This window comes from Pseudomonas reactans (genome assembly GCF_013387025.1).
Taxonomy (GTDB): Bacteria; Pseudomonadota; Gammaproteobacteria; order Pseudomonadales; family Pseudomonadaceae; genus Aquipseudomonas; species Aquipseudomonas reactans.
This window is the reverse complement of the sequence record NZ_JACAQP010000041.1, coordinates 18,794-37,196: the sequence shown is the minus strand read 5'-3', so window position 1 is coordinate 37,196 and position 18,403 is coordinate 18,794. Positions and strand designations below refer to the sequence as shown.

At 58.7% G+C, this 18,403-nt stretch carries 18 protein-coding genes; 10 read left to right on the top strand and 8 right to left on the bottom strand.

The genetic code is table 11. The features are described from left to right. Positions 1–10 precede the first annotated feature (10 nt). The 4 genes from fapC to fapF are packed head-to-tail and all read left to right on the top strand — an operon-like array spanning position 11 to position 3,628. Positions 11–751, top strand: coding sequence for an amyloid-like fimbrin subunit FapC (gene fapC, locus HX793_RS27930; protein WP_016979408.1), 741 nt, complete (start codon positions 11–13; stop codon positions 749–751). A gap of 60 nt (positions 752–811) precedes the next feature. Beyond that, positions 812–1,492, top strand: a complete 681-nt coding sequence (fapD, locus tag HX793_RS27925) for a fibril amyloid maturation endopeptidase FapD (RefSeq protein WP_016979409.1) — start codon at positions 812–814, stop codon at positions 1,490–1,492. 38 nt (positions 1,493–1,530) lie between these two features. Further along, positions 1,531–2,274, top strand: coding sequence for a fibril amyloid subunit FapE (gene fapE / locus HX793_RS27920; RefSeq protein ID WP_177053008.1), 744 nt, complete (start codon positions 1,531–1,533; stop codon positions 2,272–2,274). 49 nt (positions 2,275–2,323) lie between these two features. Continuing rightward, on the top strand, positions 2,324–3,628 hold the full coding sequence (gene fapF / locus HX793_RS27915) for a fibril amyloid transporter FapF (protein ID WP_016979411.1): 1,305 nt from the start codon (positions 2,324–2,326) through the stop codon (positions 3,626–3,628). Positions 3,629–3,804: 176 nt separating this feature from the next. Here fapF and HX793_RS27910 read toward each other — a convergent pair whose 3' ends face one another. Then, positions 3,805–5,130 carry a sigma-54 dependent transcriptional regulator gene (locus HX793_RS27910; RefSeq protein WP_016979412.1) on the bottom strand — a complete coding sequence of 442 codons (1,326 nt, stop codon included), beginning with the start codon at positions 5,128–5,130 and terminating at the stop codon, positions 3,805–3,807. 343 nt (positions 5,131–5,473) lie between these two features. Here HX793_RS27910 and HX793_RS27905 point away from each other — a divergent pair, with 343 nt between their 5' ends. Then, complete coding sequence (locus HX793_RS27905; protein WP_016979413.1) at positions 5,474–5,734, top strand: DUF1652 domain-containing protein; 261 nt, start codon at positions 5,474–5,476, stop codon at positions 5,732–5,734. A gap of 66 nt (positions 5,735–5,800) precedes the next feature. Here HX793_RS27905 and HX793_RS27900 read toward each other — a convergent pair whose 3' ends face one another. Genes HX793_RS27900 through gnd form a run of 3 tightly spaced genes read right to left on the bottom strand, consistent with a single transcriptional unit; the run spans position 5,801 to position 9,125 of the window. Then, positions 5,801–6,625, bottom strand: coding sequence for a Cof-type HAD-IIB family hydrolase (locus HX793_RS27900; RefSeq protein WP_016979414.1), 825 nt, complete (start codon positions 6,623–6,625; stop codon positions 5,801–5,803). Continuing rightward, positions 6,622–8,145 (bottom strand): glucose-6-phosphate dehydrogenase, encoded by a 1,524-nt coding sequence (zwf, locus tag HX793_RS27895; RefSeq protein WP_177053007.1) that lies wholly within the window; start codon positions 8,143–8,145, stop codon positions 6,622–6,624. Before zwf ends, HX793_RS27900 begins: the two co-directional genes overlap by 4 nt. After that, positions 8,142–9,125, bottom strand: coding sequence for a phosphogluconate dehydrogenase (NAD(+)-dependent, decarboxylating) (gene gnd / locus HX793_RS27890; protein ID WP_177053006.1), 984 nt, complete (start codon positions 9,123–9,125; stop codon positions 8,142–8,144). Before gnd ends, zwf begins: the two co-directional genes overlap by 4 nt. Positions 9,126–9,394: 269 nt before the next feature. Here gnd and HX793_RS27885 point away from each other — a divergent pair, with 269 nt between their 5' ends. The 4 genes from HX793_RS27885 to HX793_RS27870 all read left to right on the top strand — a co-directional run bounded on the left by HX793_RS27885 (position 9,395) and on the right by HX793_RS27870 (position 14,200). Next, on the top strand, positions 9,395–9,574 hold the full coding sequence (locus tag HX793_RS27885; protein ID WP_218646205.1) for a DUF6026 family protein: 180 nt from the start codon (positions 9,395–9,397) through the stop codon (positions 9,572–9,574). A gap of 160 nt (positions 9,575–9,734) precedes the next feature. Further along, entirely contained in the window at positions 9,735–11,492 is a 1,758-nt protein-coding gene (locus HX793_RS27880) for a phosphoethanolamine transferase CptA (RefSeq protein ID WP_016979418.1), read from the top strand. Positions 11,493–11,605: 113 nt separating this feature from the next. After that, positions 11,606–13,834, top strand: a complete 2,229-nt coding sequence (locus HX793_RS27875; protein ID WP_177053005.1) for a TonB-dependent siderophore receptor — start codon at positions 11,606–11,608, stop codon at positions 13,832–13,834. A gap of 144 nt (positions 13,835–13,978) precedes the next feature. Further along, on the top strand, positions 13,979–14,200 hold the full coding sequence (locus HX793_RS27870) for a hypothetical protein (RefSeq protein WP_177053004.1): 222 nt from the start codon (positions 13,979–13,981) through the stop codon (positions 14,198–14,200). A gap of 102 nt (positions 14,201–14,302) precedes the next feature. Here HX793_RS27870 and HX793_RS27865 read toward each other — a convergent pair whose 3' ends face one another. From HX793_RS27865 to HX793_RS27850, 4 genes are all read right to left on the bottom strand, one after another. Continuing rightward, complete coding sequence (locus tag HX793_RS27865; RefSeq protein WP_177053003.1) at positions 14,303–14,794, bottom strand: GNAT family N-acetyltransferase; 492 nt, start codon at positions 14,792–14,794, stop codon at positions 14,303–14,305. 173 nt (positions 14,795–14,967) lie between these two features. Continuing rightward, the gene (gene zapE / locus HX793_RS27860) at positions 14,968–16,071 is read right to left on the bottom strand and encodes a cell division protein ZapE (protein WP_177053002.1); all 1,104 of its coding nucleotides are present in this window, start codon (positions 16,069–16,071) and stop codon (positions 14,968–14,970) included. A gap of 15 nt (positions 16,072–16,086) precedes the next feature. Next, entirely contained in the window at positions 16,087–16,422 is a 336-nt protein-coding gene (locus HX793_RS27855; RefSeq protein ID WP_016979423.1) for a nuclear transport factor 2 family protein, read from the bottom strand. Between the two features lie 52 nt (positions 16,423–16,474). Beyond that, positions 16,475–17,191, bottom strand: coding sequence for a helix-turn-helix transcriptional regulator (locus HX793_RS27850; RefSeq protein ID WP_177053001.1), 717 nt, complete (start codon positions 17,189–17,191; stop codon positions 16,475–16,477). Between the two features lie 160 nt (positions 17,192–17,351). Here HX793_RS27850 and HX793_RS27845 point away from each other — a divergent pair, with 160 nt between their 5' ends. Beyond that, positions 17,352–18,398 carry an aldo/keto reductase gene (locus HX793_RS27845; protein WP_177094433.1) on the top strand — a complete coding sequence of 349 codons (1,047 nt, stop codon included), beginning with the start codon at positions 17,352–17,354 and terminating at the stop codon, positions 18,396–18,398. Positions 18,399–18,403 lie beyond the last annotated feature (5 nt).

Below are 18,403 nucleotides of genomic sequence, written 5' to 3'. Positions count from 1 at the left end.
GAGAAACACCATGAAACCTCAAATGGCCCTGAAACCAATGGTTTTCGCTCTCGCCGCACTCATGGCTGCTGCTGCTCAAGCAGGTGGCTGGCACCCTGCGCCTCAACCAACCGGTGTGGTTGCCTCCGTGGTTACCGATGTACAAAACAGCATCGGCAACAAGTATGACGACACCAAAACTGAAAACAACGCCTCTGCCGATGGTTCGGTCACCTACAACAGCGGTAACACCGGCGTCAACATTCAAGCCGGCAGTGGTAACCAGGCCGACAACTCTGGCGCCATCTCCAGCGCCAAAGGCGACTTTGCTACCGTGTTCGCCGTCGTTGATGTGAACCAGAACAGCGGCCTGAACAACTTCGTCAACAAAGGCACCCAAAACAACGCTTCCCTGGATAACTCCGTTAACCATAACTCCGGCAACGTGGGTTACAACGGCCAGGCAGGTCAAGGCAACCAAGGCAAAAACAACCTGGCAATCACCACGGCTGATGGCAAAAACATCGCAGCGGCTGCCAATACCGAACAAAACTCGCTCGCCAACAACTACCTCAACACCGCTGCCACCGGGTACGGCCATCATGGCGGCAAACCTCAATACGTTTCGAACAACGCCAGCGCCGACAACTCGATCAACAACAACTCCGGCAACATCGGTGTGAACCTGCAATCCGGTGCTGGCAACCAAGCCAGCAACAGCCTGTCTGTAGGCCAAGGCTGCAGCGTCTGCTCCAGCGGCGTGCGCTTCTGATCCAACGGGGCCTTGGCAACAAGGCCCTTTTTATTTCAGTGTCCATCAGGTCAGACGATCATGCGCCTCGCGACCCTCACCCTCTTGATGCTCCTCACCGGCCCGACCTGGGCAGGCACCATGGCGATCTCCGCCATGCCTGGCGGTGCAGTCATCTTCAAGAAGGTCGAGAGCATCCGTGAACGCCGGTTCGCCAACCTGGTGGAACAGAAAACTGATTTCAGCTGCGGTGCTGCGGCCCTCGCCACCATTCTGCGCCAGGGTTATTGGCTGGACGTCGACGAAGACCACGTGATCAAAGGCATGCTGGTCAATGCAGACCAGGACCTGGTACGCACCCAGGGCTTTTCCATGCTGGACATGAAGCGCTACCTCGAAAGCATCGGCATGCGTGCCCGGGGCTACAAGATCGGGCCAGACACCCTGGTGACCGTGAAAATCCCTGTGGTGGTGCTGTTGGAGATTCGTGGCTACAAGCACTTCGTGGTACTTCAGCGCGCGGACAAGGATTGGGTCTATATCGGCGACCCAGTACTGGGCCACAAACGCTATTCACATGACGACTTCATCAAAGGTTGGAATGGCATCGTCTTCGCCGTGCTGGGTGAAGGTTACGACAAGGCCAACGCCCTGCTCGACCCACCCATGCCGCTGACCGCCAAGAACCAGTTGAATGAGTTCAGGCCTGTCGGCGATGCCGAGCTGATGGACTTCGGTTTCATCCAGAGCGACTTCTTCTAAGAAGCGCAATAAGGGGCAGGACGCTCCAGGAGCAAAAGATGAACACTTCCCGTTGGCTGACGGTCTTGTGTCTGGCAGCCTCAATGCCCGCTTATGCTTCATCGGCGTTTAAACCGATTGAACTCAAGGACTCGGAGATGGCCGAGCTGCGCGGCCGTTATGTGATGCCGGGGCGGATTATCAGCTTCGGTATTGTCATGAGCAGCACCTGGACCAACGCGGTGGGTGACACCATCACTGGCAAGGCCAGCATGCAAGTCGACTCCTCCACCATCACGCCACAATTCTACGTACAGACCACAGGTTCGACCGGAAACGGCAGCAATCCGAACGCCGGTACCGGTAATGTCACCGGCGGCGCTGGCCTGGGGACCGGCACGGGCGTGACCCAAAGCGTGCGCGCTGCCGGCGACGGCAACACCGCGTACAACAATGTCGGGATCAACGTCACCGAGAACGGCTTCGCCCCTTCCAACATCGTGCAATCCGGCCAGGTACTGGTGGCCGGCGGCACCGTCACCGGTGACAGCGCCGCAGGCCGTGTGAGCGTATCGGCCAACAATGGCGGCTTGCAGATGGCGATCCAGGGCAACCACAACCAAGGCAATAGCCTTCAGCAGATTGGCGGCGGCCAGGTGCTGCAAGGCACCGTCTTGACGGGTGACAGAAACTTCGTCAGCAACATGACCCAACTCAATGTGGTGATGAATAACGGGCTGAACAACCCGGCATTGAATTGCAATCTGGATCAACTCAAAGGCCTACGCACGCTCGGTTATTGAACTACGCTGACCCTCGACACTTACGCATTAGAAAAGGACGGCTTATTTCATGCATCGATCGTTATCGCTACGTGCGGTGGTCTGTTTAAGTACGCTCTTGCCCGCATCCGTTCTGTATGCCGCGCCAGATGCCGATATCGAGACCCTCAAACAGGAGCTTCTGGAACTCAAGCAGCGGTACGAAGTGCAGCAAAAAGCCTTGGCAGTGTTGGAGCAACGGGTGCGTCAGGTGGAGGATCAACCGGCGGCCCCGCCACCGAAACGCCTGGCAAAATCCCCAGCCGACTTCCAGAAAGCCAGCGGCGCCACCGTCGCCGGTACTGGTGCGGCAGCGGCATCCGGTGGTGCGGGCGGCGGCGGCAGTTCCTACGGCCAGTCGCTCAAGGATGATTCGGCGCCGGCGCAAAGCGTGAGCAACCTCTACAACGAAGCCAGTGGGTTCTTTGGCAACGGCAAGTTCAGCTTTGAAACCGGCATCACCTATGCGCGCTACGATGCACGTCAGCTTACGCTCAACGGTTTCCTGGCGCTGGACTCGATCTTCCTAGGCAACATCAATCTGGACCGGATCAAGGCGGATAACTGGACGCTTGACCTGACCGGTCGCTATAACGTCGACAACCGCTGGCAGTTCGACGTAAACGTGCCGGTGGTGTACCGCGAGTCGACCTACCAGTCCGGCGGTGCGGGTAACAACGCCAACGCCACCTCGGAAGAGTCGGTGAGCCGCGACCCGACCATCGGCGACGTCAACTTCGGTGTGGCCTACAAGTTCCTGGATGAAACCCCCACCCTGCCCGATGCCGTGGTGTCGGTGCGCGTCAAGGCGCCGACGGGTAAAGAACCGTTCGGCATCAAGCTGGTGCGCTCAACCGCCAACGACAACCTGTATGTGCCGGAAAACCTGCCGACGGGTAATGGTGTGTGGTCGATCACCCCAGGGATCTCGCTGGTCAAGACCTTCGACCCGGCGGTGCTGTTCGGCTCGTTCTCCTACACCCACAACTTCGAAGAGTCGTTTGATGACATCAGCAGTGACGTCAACCAGAAAGTCGGCGGCAAGGTTAGCCTGGGCGACAGCTTCCAACTGGGCGTCGGCGTGGCCTTTGCGCTGAACGAGAAGATGAGTATGTCGTTCTCGGTGTCTGACCTGATCCAGCGCAAAAGCAAGCTCAAGCCCAATGGCGGGGACTGGCAGTCGGTGGTGTCCAGCGATGCCAACGCCGGTTACTTCAACGTGGGCATGACGATTGCGGCGTCGGAAAACCTGACGATTGTGCCGAACCTGGCGATCGGGATGACGGATGATGCGCCGGACTTTACGTTTAGTCTGAAATTCCCGTACTACTTCTAACCACAAACGCTGTAGGAGCGGGCTTGCCCGCGAAGCCCCCCACCATGACGCGTGGTGCCAGGATAAACGCGGTGCCATTGCGTTTTTCGCGAGCAAGCTCGCTCCTACAGGTCTTCGGAGCAAGGAAAAGCCCCGCAACGATAAGGGTCGTTGCGGGGCTTTTCGGTTTACCCGCCCTAGCGGATCTGGTGTTTGTGCAGCAACCGGTAGAACGTGGGCCGGGAAACTCCCAGTACACGGGCTGCGACACTCAGGTTGTCGCTGTGCCGATTGAGCACGTCGCACAGCGCCTGGCGTTCGGCGCGGTGTTTATAGTCTTCCAGTGTAGCCATCGGCGGCGAAATTGCCTGTTGACCGTGCAATCCCAGATCAACGGCTTCTATCTGGCGCCCTTCGGCCAGTACCAGGCCGCGACGGACGCGGTTGGCCAGCTCGCGGACGTTACCCGGCCAGGCGTGTTCACCCATTGCCACCAGCGCATCGTCACTGAAGCTGCGCGGGCGGCGGCCGGTTTCCTGACTGTAGAACCGTGAGAAGTGATTGGCCAGCATCGCCACGTCGCCATGCCGATCGCGCAAAGGCGCCGTGACCACTTGCAGGACATTGAGGCGGTAATACAGATCTTCGCGAAAGGTGCCCTTCTCTACCGCTGCTTCCAGGTCGACGTGAGTGGCCGCCAATACCCGCACATCCACGGGAATCGGTTGGCTGCCGCCGACGCGTTCAATTTGTTTCTCCTGCAGAAACCGCAGCAGATTGGCCTGCAACTCCATCGGTAAATCGCCGATTTCATCAAGGAACAACGTGCCACCGTTGGCGGCTTCGATACGCCCGACCTTGCGCTGATGGGCGCCGGTAAAGGCGCCCTTCTCATGGCCGAACAATTCGGACTGGATCAGATGTTCAGGAATCGCCCCGCAATTGATCGCCACAAACGGCTTGGCGTGACGTTGGGATTGGCGATGCAGAGTCTTGGCCACCAGTTCTTTGCCGGTGCCGCTGTCGCCGCGGATCAATACCGGAGATTCGGTGGGTGCGAGCTTGGACAATAACTTGCGCAGTTCGCGGATCGGTCGACTGTCACCCAGCAACTCATGCTCGGGCTCATCCACCGGCATATGGCCCTTGCCGCGCAGGCGCGCCATGCCGAACGCGCGACCCAGGGTGACCTGCACACGGGCCACGTCGAAGGGCAAGGTATGGAAATCGAAAAACCATTCACAGACGAAGTCACCCACGTTCTGCAGGCGGAGCACGTCCTGGCTGAGTACGGCGATCCATTCAGTGCCGCTGCGGCCGATCAGTTCCTTGACCGCTTCCGGACGCTCCAGGTGGTAGGGCTGCAGGCGAAGCAGCCCGACATCGCAGGATCGGTCGCCCACGGCCTCCAGCGTACAGCTGTCCACCTCCCACCCGGCGGTGCGCAAACCAGGCAATAGCCCATGGCAGTCGTCACAGGGGTCGACCACGAGCAAGCGACGCTGCACAGGTGTAACAACCATGACTATTCCTTGGCGTCAAAATTGTTAAAGTTATTTAGAAACAACGGTTTGTGACGCCTGGCGCTAACACTAGCAAGGTCTTGACGCTGTCCTTGTACCGTTTCGCTATAAGTCTGGGCAAAAAGCCATCTCGCTACGCTTAGCGCAAAAAAGTTCAGGGTTGCCGAAACTTTCATTCAGCTTTCAAAACAGCCGCTTACATGACATTAATCACTAAACATCGAAAATAGTTGCTCTAACATGTGACCCGTACCCCGCCATCGTGCATCAGTACAAGTAACCCGCCGCACGGTCAGCCCAACCGCCGGCACTCACTTGAATGGGCAATGAGAGAGAACCCCACATGAACGCCCCGCTCCGCATCAACGAAGCTCTTTTGATCGCAGACCGTGCCTTCCAGCCCTTTCAGTGCGTGGCCTGGCATGACGGCAATGGCGCCCTCAGCCTGAGCGTCATCGACCGTACCAACAACCGTATCGGCAGAAAACAACTGTCTTCGAGCACTTATACCGACCCGGCACAACTCGAAGACTTACTGTTGCAAGCGCGCGCCGAGCTGGACAAAGATGGCCACCAGTTGCTGTCTTGGGTAATGCCGAAGTAATCCGATGCTGCAACTTGCGCTTATCGGTTTAGAGAGGCGCAAGTTCAGTGTTAGAACGCGCAACGCTTATTGAGCGGCCAGAATAAACCGCTCGATTGCTTCTGCCGCGCCGTCATCGACATTACTGCCGGTGACTACGTTGGCCTGGCGCTTGACGGTTTCCTCCGCCTGCCCCATGGCAATTGACAACCCGGCCACGTGAAACATGGCCGGATCATTGCCGCCATCACCGATAGCCGCCGTCTGCTCCACGGGGACACCCAGGTACGCCGCCAAGGTTTTCAAGGCTTCGCCCTTGTTGGCCAGCATCGCCGTCACGTCCAGATAGACCGGTTGCGAACGGGATACTTGAGCCAGCCCCTGAACCTTGGGCTGTAACTGCGCCTCCAGCTCCACCAGTAATTGCGTGTTGTTGCTGGCAGCGACGATTTTGTCCACACGGTCCAGGTAGGGCTCGAAACTCTCCACCACAATCGGCCCGTAGCCCAGGCCATCGGCCTCGCGCTGCACCATCGGCCCTGGCGGGTCGCGGCGCAGCCAGTCACCGTCGGCAAACACCCAGACTTCCACATCCGGCTCTGCCGAGAACAGCGCCAGGGTGACCAGCGCCGCTTCAGCCGGCAGATGGTGGGCAACCAGGATGCTGCCGTCCGGGTTGATCAGCGTGCCGCCATTGAAGCCAGCCACCGGCACATCGATACCGAAGGTTTCGATCAGATGCAGCATGGCCTTGGGCGGGCGCCCGCTGGCCAGGCTGAAAAACACGCCGCTGTCACGCAAGGCCCGCACCGCGTCGGCAGTGCGTTGGCTGAGGCTGTGATCTGGATGCAGTAAGGTGCCGTCCACGTCACTGAGGATAAAACGGATGGGATGGATCGCGGCATCACTCATCCGAGGCTATGCCAGGTGCGACCATCACGGGCGAGCAACGCATCAGCGGCGGCCGGACCATCTTCACCGGCCTTGTAGGCCTGGATCCCGTCGTCTTCCTTCCACGCATCGAGGAATGGCTGCACCGCACGCCAGCCGTTCTCGATGTTGTCTGCGCGCTGGAACAAGGTCTGGTCGCCGGTCATGCAGTCATAGATCAGGGTTTCGTACCCCGTCGACGGCTGCATTTCGAAGAAGTCCTTGTAGGCAAAACCCAGCTGGATATTCGCCATGTCCAGGGTCGGCCCAGGCTTTTTAGCCAGCAGATCGAACCACATGCCTTCATTGGGCTGGATCTGGATTTTCAGGTAGGTGGGCTTGAGTTCATCCACCTCGGTATCACGGAATTGCGCGTAGGGTGCAGGCTTGAAGCAGATAACGATTTCGGTGTCGCGCACGCTCATGCGCTTGCCGGTACGCAGGTAGAAAGGCACGCCGACCCAACGCCAGTTATCAATCATCACTTTGAGGGCGACGAAGGTTTCGGTGCTGCTGTCCGGGGCGACATTGGCCTCTTCGCGATAACCCGGCAGTGCCTTGCCGCCGATTTCACCGGCGGTGTACTGGCCACGCACTGAGTTGGCCCGCGCATCGTCGAGGGACCAAGGGCGTACCGCACCGATCACCTTGGCCTTTTCACCGCGTACGGCATCGGCGCCAAAGGCAGCGGGCGGTTCCATCGCGACCATCGCCAGCAACTGGAACAGGTGGTTGGGCACCATGTCGCGCAGGGTCCCAGTCTTCTCGAAGAAGTTGCCACGGGTTTCAACGCCAACGGTTTCGGCCGCAGTGATTTGCACGTGATCAATGTAATGGTTGTTCCAGAACGCTTCGAACAGCACGTTGGAGAAGCGGCTGATCAGGATGTTCTGCACCGTTTCCTTGCCCAGGTAATGGTCGATGCGATAGATCTGCTTCTCGCTCATCACCTTGAGCAGACTGGCGTTCAGCGCTTCGGCGGTGGCCAGGTCGGAGCCGAAGGGCTTCTCGATGACCACACGACGGAAGCTGTCGTCAGTTTCCGTCAGCAGCCCGGCGCTGCCCAGGCGCTGCACCACGTCACTGAAGAAACGCGGTGCAGTGGCCAGGTAGAACACGGCGTTGCCGGTGCCACTGTCGGCGATCTTCTTGCCGATGTCGCCGTAAGTGCTGTCGTCGAGGAAGTCACCCTCGACGTAGCTGATGCCTTTGGCCAACTGCGCCCACAGCTCAGGGTCCAGGGCGTTTTCCCCATTCCCCCTGACCTTGCTCGCCGCTTCGGTGCGAATGAAATCTTCGAGTTTCTTGGCGAAGTCGGCGTCGCTGATGGCGTTGTGATCAACGCCGACAATGCGCAGGCCGTCGCCCAGCAACCCATCACGGCTGAGGTTGTACAGCGCCGGCATGAGCAGGCGCTTGACAAGATCACCATGGGCACCAAACAGAAACAGCGTGGTGGGCGGAGCAGGTTCGGCCTTGGGTTTCTTGCCGTTGGCGGTCATTTTTTGGAAGTCTCCACGTGGCCACCAAAGCCGAAGCGCATGGCAGACAGCATTTTGTCACCGTAGGTGCTCTGCTGGCGCGAGCGGAAGCGTGCGAACAGCGAGGTGGACAGTACCGGTACGGGCACGGCTTGTTCCATGGCGGCTTCGATGGTCCAGCGGCCTTCACCACTGTCGGCCACGGAGCCGGAGTAACCGTCGAGTTTCGGGTCGGTGGCCAGGGCATCGGCGGTCAGGTCCAGCAGCCAGGACGAGACCACGCTGCCACGGCGCCAGACTTCAGCGATATCGGCCACATTCAGGTCGAAGCGCTGGTCTTGCGGCAGGTTTTCCGAGTTTTTGGTCTTGAGAATGTCAAACCCTTCGGCAAACGCCTGCATCATCCCGTATTCGATGCCGTTGTGGATCATCTTGACGAAGTGCCCGGAACCCGCAGGGCCGGCGTGAATGTAGCCCTGTTCGGCGCGCGGGTCAGCGCTGTCTGAACGGTCCTTGGTACGCGGGATATTACCCAGGCCCGGGGCCAGGCTCTTGAAGATCGGGTCTAGGCGCTGCACGGTCTCGGCGTCACCGCCGATCATCATGCAATAGCCACGCTCCAGGCCCCAGACGCCGCCGGAGGTGCCGACGTCAACATAGTGCAGGCCTTTTTCCGCCAGGGCCTTGGCCCGGCGAACGTCGTCCTTGTAGTTGGTGTTGCCGCCGTCGATGATTGCGTCACCGTCTTCCAGCAGCGTACTCAGTTCGTTGATGGTGTCTTCGGTCGGTGCGCCGGCTGGCAACATCACCCAAACGGTGCGCGGTTTCTGCAGCCCGGCCACCAATGCCTTGAGGTCGGCAACGCCCGTGGCGCCCTCTTCACTCAAGCCTTTTACAAAAGCTTCGTTACGGTCGTAAACAACGGTGGTATGCCCATTGAGCATCAGGCGCCGTGCAATATTCCCGCCCATGCGGCCTAGTCCGATAATCCCCAGTTGCATGTGCTGATGCTCCTAACTACTAAAAAAATGTGTGCATAGTTTATAGCGCAATGAGGCCAATGAGGGTTAGTCAGGCGGATATCGATGTAGTTTCATGGAAAAAAGCTGCCACCATTTCACCATCACGGCACAAAAAGTCACACGACCATCAAAAATAAAAAAGTTCCATTGCTCGCAAAAAGAATTCAGAATTGTCCTGACTGCTGCCGAGAACCTCGACTCAAGCGTTCTGGCACACCGCGACACACCGGCTATTTGCGAGGTAAGCAATGAGCACTGCACAGATGAATCGTCCGCCACAGACCCTCTACGTCAACATTCGACGCGATGAGCTGCGCCAGTTGAAAGACGAACGCGAACAGCTGCAGCAGGAAGTCTTGCGCTTGCGCTCGCACATCATCCAAGCCCAGCTGGATCAGCCTTCCGGCGCCCAGCCAGCGCTTTGCTAAGCCCTGTCATCGCTTTGTAAGATTACACCTACAAAAATCTCACAAAGTTTTCACATACCCCTCCCGATACTCCTGCCCGAAGGGCCACCCCATGCATGGGCGGCCTCTGTTGCGTGCGCCCCCCGCGCGTCAACTGAAAATTATCGGGTTGGAGCGCTGGATGGCGATGTTCGAACGCAGCACCAAGTCTGCGAAAGGCTTTGATTGGGCCGGCCTTGGCTGGCTGTTCCTGTTTTTCTGGTACTTCTCGGGTATTACCCAACTGCTGATTCAACTCAGCGGCACTGCCGGTTTCAGTGGTTTTCGCCAAGCGTTCTTCATGAGTGCGATCTGGCTGGCGCCGCTGCTGATTTTCCCTCGTCGTACGCGCTTGCTTGCCGCCTTGATCGGCGTCGTCCTGTGGGCCTGCTCCATGGCCAGCCTGGGATATTTCTTCATCTACCAGCAGGAGTTTTCCCAGAGCGTCATCTTCATCATGTTCGAGTCGAACATCTCTGAAGCCGGCGAATACGCGACCCAATACTTCGCCTGGTGGATCGTGCTGGCGTTCATGGCCCACACCGCCGTGGCTATTTTCCTCTGGACTCGTGTACGACCGGTGTACCTGCCGCGTGGCCAGGCGCTGATCGCGGCGACCGCAATCCTGGTGGGCATCATTGGTTACCCGCTGGTCAAACAGATCGCCCGCAGCGACACCCTTGGCGACGCCCTAGACCGCTTTGAGTCGCGCATCGAACCCGCCGTGCCGTGGCAGATGATCGTCGCCTACCGCCGCTACACCGAGCAGCTGGACAACATGCAAGGCATGCTCGACAGCGCCAGCCAGATTCCACCCTTGACCAACCTGAAGGACACCATGGCCGGCCAGCCGTCCACCCTGGTGCTGGTCATCGGTGAGTCGACCAACCGCCAGCGCATGAGCCTCTACGGCTACCCGCGCAACACCACGCCTGAGTTGGACAAACTGCGCGATCAATTAGCCGTGTTCGACAACGTCATCACCCCGCGCCCCTACACCATCGAAGCCCTGCAACAGGTCCTGACCTTCGCCGACGAAGAAAACCCTGACCTGTACCTCAAGACGCCATCCATTGTCAGCGTGATGAAACAGGCAGGCTACAAGACCTACTGGATCACCAACCAGCAGACCATGACCAAACGCAACACCATGCTCACGACCTTCTCCGAACAGGCCGACGAACAGGTGTACCTGAACAACAACCGCAACCAGAACGCCCGCCAATACGACGGCGATGTGCTGGCACCGTTTTCCAAGGCGTTGGCTGATCCTGCGGAACGTAAATTTATTGTGGTCCACTTGCTGGGCACCCACATGAGCTACCAGTACCGCTACCCGCCGACCTTCGACAAATTCACTGACCGCCAAGGCGTACCGGCGGGCGTGACCGACGATCAACTGCCGACCTACAACAGCTACGACAACGCCGTGCTGTACAACGACTTCGTGGTATCGAGTCTGATCAAGGACTACGCCAAGACCGATCCCAACGGCTTCCTGTTGTACCTGTCGGACCATGGCGAAGACGTATTTGACTCAGCGGGCCACGCCACCCTGGGGCGCAACGAAGCCAAGCCGACCGCGCCGATGTACACCATTCCGTTCATGGCCTACGCCTCACCAAAATGGCGGGAAACCCACGACTGGAGCTTTGCCGGCGATTTACAGCGGCCCTACAGCAGTTCGCAGTTGATTCACACCTGGGCTGATCTTGCCGGTCTGAGCTTCAAGGAATTGGATCGTACGAAAAGCCTGGTGAGTGACAGCTTTACGCCGCGCCCGCAGATGATCGGCAATCCCTATCAGCGTCAGCAGAAGCCGTTGATCGATTTCAGCCTGATCAAGCCGAAAAAAGCGAACCCCACCGACGTTGTGCTTCAGGAAAAGCCAGCGTTGTAACAAGCCGATAATAATCATTCTCGTTTAAACCTAAAGTTCCCTCGCTCCTTTCGTCTTTGAACCATGGCCTTTTCCACCGAAAAGGCCGCAAAGACGACAAGGAGTCTTCCGCGATGTTCGCGCCCCTCACCCGTTCCATGACCTTCACCCTCGGCCTGTTCACTGTGGCAATGAGCCCGGATCTACTGGCTGAAATCGACCCCGAAAACAAAGCCCTCGAACTCGGCGCCACCAGCATCACCGCCGAAGGCCTGGGTGCCACCACCGAGCACACCGGGGCCTACACCACCGGTTCCATGAGCACTGCCACCCGGCTGAACCTGTCGGTCAAGGACACTCCGCAATCGATCTCGGTGATCACTCGCCAGCAGATGGATGATTTCAATCTCAATACCTTGACTGATGTGCTGCGCCAGACCACAGGGGTGACGGTCCAGCACATGGATTCGGACCGCGCCGGCTACTCGTCGCGCGGCTACTCCATCAACAATTTCCAGGTGGATGGCATGCTCAATACCTTTGGGCGCATGAAGTCCGACTCCGACACCATCATCTACGACCGTATCGAAGTGGTGCGCGGTGCGACCGGCCTGACCACGGGTGCAGGCGACCCATCGGCCACGGTCAACATGATCCGCAAGCGCCCGACGTCACAGTGGCAAGCCAAGACCGGAGTCAGCGGTGCCAGCCATGACAACTACTACAGCTACCTGGATGTGGGCGGCCCGCTGGCATTTGATGGGCGCCTGCGCGGACGTACGGTAATGGCTTATCGCGACAGCCAGTCCTTTCGCGACAACTACGCCCTGCAGAGGGAAGTCGGCTACGGCATCCTCGAGGCCGATCTGACAGACGATACCGTGGTGGCCGTAGGCTTCGACTATCAGAACAAGCATGTTCAGGGTACCTCTTGGGGCACACTGCCCTATTGGAACAGCGATGGCAGCAAGGCCCGCCTGTCGCGCTCCGCCAATATGGCCACTGACTGGAGTTCCTGGCCGCTGAAGGACAAGACCACCTTTGCCTCGCTCGATCACAAACTGTCCGAGGACTGGCGCCTGAAAGCCGCCTACACCCACCGACAAAGCGACACCGACGGCAAGGTCTATTACGGCGGCGCGGGTTTCCCGAATCCTGACGGCAGCGGCATGACAGCCTGGACCAACCAGATGGTCGGCACATCGAAGATGGATGCCGTGGACTTCAACCTCGCTGGCGCCTACACACTGCTGGGCCGCGAGCATGAACTGATGGTCGGGTATGGGGAGTCGCAGCAGAGGGATTCCTCGCCCTACCAGCGCTACAGCACACCCGAAGGCTACGAAACCATCCCTGACTGGCAACACATGGGCAATATCGTCAAGTTCCCCGACCGTACCACCGGGCTCAAGGGGCCACACTCAAGCAAACAACAAAAGGCCGGGTACCTGGCCACCCGACTGAGCCTGACCGACAGGCTTCACGCGGTATTGGGCAGCCGGTATGGCAGTTGGGAAATTGAAAGCACCCCAGCTGATTACGACGCCAATTACCAGCGCATCCCCCAACCCAAAACCCGCCAGACCCACAACGACATGTGGACGCCCTACGCCGGGCTACTCTACGACCTGACGCCGCAATACACGGTATATGCCAGCTACACCGATATCTTCAACCCGCAGGACGAACGCGACGCCAGCAAGAAATACCTGGAACCGGTGGTGGGCAGCAACTACGAAATCGGCCTCAAGGGCAGCCTGCTGAACGAGCGATTGAACCTGGCCGCCGCGTACTTTTGGAGCACCCAGGATAACGTGGCCGAACTCGACAATGCCGCCCCACCCGACCCGGTCACCCGTGAGCAGTTCTACAAGTCCGGTGGCAAAGGCAATAAGGTGCAGGGCTTTGAGGTCGAGGTGTCAGGTGAGGTGATGCCCGACTGGAATCTTACCGCAGGCTACACCTACACCCACTCGCTCAACGGCGATAAGCAACGCAACAACACCGATCAGCCGATGAACCTGCTGAAGATGTCGACAGCCTATCGCTTGCCCGGTGAATGGCGCGGGTTGACGGTGGGAGGCGCGGTCAATTGGCAAAGCGACTTCTACGCATTTGCCGGACGTCCAACGGGTGGCCGCAATCAGGACGGCGACCTCATCACCACTGCGACCAAGATCACGCAACAGGCCTACACCGTGGTCAACCTGATGTCGCGCTACCAGTTCGACGAACATGTTTCGGCGTCAGTTAACGTCAACAATCTATTTGATAAAAAATATTACGAACGCGTTGGTTTCTATAATGGCGTGTATTGGGGTGACCCGCGCTCGATCACGCTGGCATTGGACTGGAAGCTGTAAGACTTCTTAACCCGAAGTTAACGAAATTGTTAACTTCGGGGGTTTTTCGCGTTAATTCCTACTTAATAAACTCACGCCAAACTCGCCCCATGAATCTGATCAAGGACAGAGCGGATACCGATCACTCTTAATGGGAATACTGCCATGAAACTCTCCACCCTAGTGCTTGCCAGCCTGATGACCCTGACCTCCGCCGCAGCCTTTGCCGAAGGCGGTTCCGAGCGTTCGAAGGAGTTCTACAACAACTTCACGTTCATTCAGCAAAAGACGCACGGCACGGCTGAACAAACCGCGCAGGCTGATGGGAAGAACGTGAAGAAAGAGGCGGCAGGTCAATCCACCGCCGAGCAACAACCGAACACTTGATTCAACGGGTTTAACCGCACGGCACTTTACCATCCTGCTCCTATGGCTAAGGTGAACTTGGCGCCATTTAATGAATGGCGCCCTTTTTTTGCCTGCTATTTATTAAAGCGGTTTGCTCCAGAACAACATGCGCCCGTGCGCTGGATCAAATATCGAATCATCAAAACCGAACTTGCGATAGGCCGACTGAGCCACCGCATTGCCTTCCAGCACCTCCAGGGTGATTTTGCAGCAGCCGCGCTGACGAGCGATTTCCTCGACCTTCTGCAACATTTTCTGGCTCAGCCCCAGCCCCCGAAACCTATCCTTCACCACCACGTCGTGGACGTTGACCAGCGGACGGCAGGCAAATGTGGAAAATCCTTCAAAACAATTCACCAGCCCGGCCGGCTCTCCATTCACAAACGCCAATACGCTGAACGCATGTGCACGCTTGGCCAACTCTGCTGGCAACTGCGCCAGCAAATCCGGGTCCAGGCCGTGCCCGCCCCCCATGGGATCTTTGGCGTAATGATTGAGTAACAGCGCAATGGCTTCGGCATGCACGGTATTGGTGTAGCTGGCTTGCAGCACCAGGATGTCAGGGGTGTCCATTTCCTTCCTCGATAACGGCAACAAGGGAATCTGTTCCCTTTGAGGGCATGATTGTAAGCGTGGGAGCACCGCCAACTGAAGGAGATTAACTACAAATAGACGTTTGAAAACACGTAGGTTGTGCCTCTAAAAAGGGCGAGACTGTTCGTTTCAGGGGTTTGTTCGCACACGCATCAGGAAAAACGCTGCAATTGCATTTCTTGCAGGCGGCTCAAAGTGCGACGGAAGGGAAACTCCAGGTAACCCTCGGTATAGAGGCGCTCAAGCGGCACCTGCGCCTCGATGAACAACGGCACTTTACGGTCGTAGCACTCGTCCACCAAGGCGATAAACCGTCGCACACTGTCATCGTGCACCGACAATTCGGGCAACTCGCGATCACCCGCCTCCACCCGTTGCGCACCGTCTTCGGTGCCACGGGCAATCCGCCCTGGACGTTTTTGCGCACTGAGGTTGGGCACCTCGCCCAGCAGGATCGCCTTGAATCGATCGCAGAGCAGCATGAAGTCCATGGCTGCCAGGGGTTGCTCACACAGATCAGCATAACGGCACCACAGTACGGTATCGCTGGATTGCACCGCGACGATGGAGCGATGTCCCACTGCGACAGGCCCACTGCGCACTGGCTGGCCTTCGGCCAATTGCTTGAACACACCAGCCAACGCGGAGGGCTGATTGATCCAATAGCGTTGGATACCGATACCCGGATGCAAACGGTGGTCCTCTCCCCCATCCACCGCAATCACTTGCATATGCTGTTGTATCGCTGCAATCCCCGGTAGGAACCGCTCGCGGTTGAAACCCTCGGCATACAGCTGGTCTGGCGGTTGGTTGGAGGTGCAGACCATCACCACGCCTTCCTCGAACATCACCTGAAACAGGCGCCCCAGGATAATCGCGTCACCAATGTCATTGACGAACAGCTCGTCAAAGCACAGCACCCGCACCTCACGGCTCAATTCCCGAGCAAGCGCCTGCAAAGGATCGTGCGTGCCGGTCAGTTGAAACAGGCGTTGATGCACCCAGCCCATGAAGTGATGAAAATGCTGGCGGCGTGCGGGCACTTTCAAGCTTTGGTAGAACTGATCCATCAGCCAGGTTTTGCCACGGCCCACCGGGCCCCACAGATAAACGCCCATGCTGGGCGCACGACCTTGGTGCAAGGCTTCATGGCAGGCTTGCAACGCTTCCACCGCGCGGCGCTGGGCGTCGTCGGCCACGAAGCCCTGTTGAGCGATGGCGTGTTGGTAGGCCGCGAGGGGCGAGTCGAAAGTCATGCCCGCCAGTATGACCTACAGGGAAATATCCAGCCGTGAAATCTTGCCTTGTTCGTTCAAGCGAAAGGTGTAGCGCAGCTCCAAGGGGCTGCCGGGAAAATTGCCGGACACCACGTTGCTGACCAACACTTTGCCCGTACGGTGTTGCACCTTGAGCACTTCGACCCTTGGCTGGTAACGGCGTGCAGTGTCTTCCATCCAGCGTGCGATGGCAGCGGTACCGACCTGATGCTGCCCCTCATCGAACACATTGGCGTCGTCGGCAAAACAGTGGGCGACAGCCGAAGTGTCACGGGCATTGGCGGCTTCGAGATAGGCCACGATGGCCGGTGCCAACTCAGGAATAGACATGGCACAGCTCCTTTCTTGGTGATTTGTGGTGCCATGCTAAGCCAGGGTTGTGTCAGTTTTTGTCAGGAGTGAATGGCCCGGATTCATTCTGCTCCATCAGCTTGCGCCAGCCGCGCAGCCAGTCGCTGCGCCGCCCCGGATAACGCTCGCCACGGGCCTCGGCACTCGCCACGCGGTCGGTACGAAAGGTGCGATACGCGCCACGCAGCTCACACCAGGCGACGATCACCCGCACTTCATTCAGGAACCCCAAGGCCAGGGGCCAGATCAGGCGCTGGCTCTGGGTCTGGCTGGCGTCCGCGTAATCGATATGCAACTTGGCCTGGTTGCGGATGGCCTCGCGAAACACATTCAGCGGCACGCGGTTCTCCGGATAACCGAAGCCTGGCGGCCCCGGCAACACCGTCGGGTTGCGCAGGGCCTCCTGAGCGGCTGGGTCGAGCACGTCGGCGATCTTTGCCAGGGCGTTGGCGGCGGCGCGGCTGAGCACGTCATCACCGCGCTGATCCACGTAGCGCAAGCCAAGCACGATGGCCTCGGTTTCCTCGGCGTTCAGCATCAAGGGCGGCAAAAACAAGCCGCTGCGTAACACATACCCAACCCCCGCCTCGCCGAAAATAGGCGCACCTAATGCAGTCAGTTCGGCGATATCGCGGTAAAGCGTGCGCTCGGACACCTCCAGCTGCGCCGCCAGCACGGCAGCCGTCACCGGGCGTTTCTTGCCCCGCAGGGCCTGGAGCAAAGTCAGTAGACGAGTCGTTCGCGACACGGGAATCCCCGCCAAAAAGGAAAAGTCCCGCAGCTTAGCAGAGCCCCCTGTCAGAAAACGTCAGCAGTAAAAAAGCCCCTTGACCGAATAAATTATAGCGATCATATTAAATACATGTTGATAAACATGTAAGAAAAATCACTGCCTCAGGAGTCCTTGTATGCGCAATAAAGTCTTTGGCCGCCGCAGCGGTCTGCAGGTATCTGAACTGGCCTTGGGCACCGGTAATTTCGGTACGGGCTGGGGCCATGGCGCCGAACGCGATGAAGCCAAGCAGATTTTCGACGGTTACCTTGAGGCCGGCGGCAACTTCCTCGATACCGCCAACGGTTACCAATTCGGCCAGGCCGAAAAATTGCTGGGCGAATTTATCGCCGCCGAACGCGACAACCTGGTGGTGGCCACCAAGTACACCTTGCGCACCCAGCCGTCGGATGAAGGCACAATCAGGCTCGGCAACAACCGCAAGAACCTGGTTCGCTCGGTGGAAGAAAGCCTCAAGCGCCTGAACACCGACCGCATCGACCTGCTCTGGGCGCACATGAGCGACAACGTCACGCCCATGGAAGAGATCTTGCGCGGCCTCGATGACCTGGTTTGCGCCGGCAAGATCCATTACGCCGGCCTTTCCAACTTCCCCGCCTGGCGCATTGCCCGCGCCGACCTGCTGGCCGAAGTGCGCAACTTTGCGCCGATCATCGGCATCCAGGTGGAATACAGCCTGGTCGAGCGCACCGCCGACCGCGAACTGCTGCCGATGGCCGAAGCCCTGGGCCTGGCTGCCACACTGTGGTCGCCCCTCGGCGGTGGCTTCCTGACCGGCAAGTACCGCAACACCCAGGACGACAACCGCGCCAACAAACTCGGGATCCTGGTGCACGCCGAACACAGCGCCCGTGAAACCGCCGTGCTGGACACCCTGCTGGCGGTCGCCGCCGAAGTGGAAGCCTCACCAACCCACGTTGCCATCGCCTGGCTACGGGAAAAAGCGCGCCGCTCCACCACTGCATTGATCCCGATCCTGGGTTCACGCACTCGCGCCCAACTGGACAGCACCTTAGGCGCATTGAATGTGCAGTTGTCAGCCGAGCAAGTCACCCGCCTCGACAACGCCAGCGCTATACCACTGGGCGTACCGCACGGCATCATCGCCGAACGTTTCCCCATCGACTACGGCCTGGACACCCCTCGCCCGCCGGTTATCTGAGGCGA

Bases quoted from the DNA above. Each gene is read 5' to 3' on its own strand.
- fapC (WP_016979408.1), top strand. From the start codon at position 11: ATGAAACCTCAAATGGCCCTGAAACCAATGGTTTTCGCTCTCGCCGCA.
- fapD (WP_016979409.1), top strand. From the start codon at position 812: ATGCGCCTCGCGACCCTCACCCTCTTGATGCTCCTCACCGGCCCGACC.
- fapE (WP_177053008.1), top strand. From the start codon at position 1,531: ATGAACACTTCCCGTTGGCTGACGGTCTTGTGTCTGGCAGCCTCAATG.
- fapF (WP_016979411.1), top strand. From the start codon at position 2,324: ATGCATCGATCGTTATCGCTACGTGCGGTGGTCTGTTTAAGTACGCTC.
- HX793_RS27910 (WP_016979412.1), bottom strand. From the start codon at position 5,130: ATGGTTGTTACACCTGTGCAGCGTCGCTTGCTCGTGGTCGACCCCTGT.
- HX793_RS27905 (WP_016979413.1), top strand. From the start codon at position 5,474: ATGAACGCCCCGCTCCGCATCAACGAAGCTCTTTTGATCGCAGACCGT.
- HX793_RS27900 (WP_016979414.1), bottom strand. From the start codon at position 6,625: ATGAGTGATGCCGCGATCCATCCCATCCGTTTTATCCTCAGTGACGTG.
- zwf (WP_177053007.1), bottom strand. From the start codon at position 8,145: ATGACCGCCAACGGCAAGAAACCCAAGGCCGAACCTGCTCCGCCCACC.
- gnd (WP_177053006.1), bottom strand. From the start codon at position 9,125: ATGCAACTGGGGATTATCGGACTAGGCCGCATGGGCGGGAATATTGCA.
- HX793_RS27885 (WP_218646205.1), top strand. From the start codon at position 9,395: ATGAGCACTGCACAGATGAATCGTCCGCCACAGACCCTCTACGTCAAC.
- HX793_RS27880 (WP_016979418.1), top strand. From the start codon at position 9,735: ATGGCGATGTTCGAACGCAGCACCAAGTCTGCGAAAGGCTTTGATTGG.
- HX793_RS27875 (WP_177053005.1), top strand. From the start codon at position 11,606: ATGTTCGCGCCCCTCACCCGTTCCATGACCTTCACCCTCGGCCTGTTC.
- HX793_RS27870 (WP_177053004.1), top strand. From the start codon at position 13,979: ATGAAACTCTCCACCCTAGTGCTTGCCAGCCTGATGACCCTGACCTCC.
- HX793_RS27865 (WP_177053003.1), bottom strand. From the start codon at position 14,794: ATGGACACCCCTGACATCCTGGTGCTGCAAGCCAGCTACACCAATACC.
- zapE (WP_177053002.1), bottom strand. From the start codon at position 16,071: ATGACTTTCGACTCGCCCCTCGCGGCCTACCAACACGCCATCGCTCAA.
- HX793_RS27855 (WP_016979423.1), bottom strand. From the start codon at position 16,422: ATGTCTATTCCTGAGTTGGCACCGGCCATCGTGGCCTATCTCGAAGCC.
- HX793_RS27845 (WP_177094433.1), top strand. From the start codon at position 17,352: ATGCGCAATAAAGTCTTTGGCCGCCGCAGCGGTCTGCAGGTATCTGAA.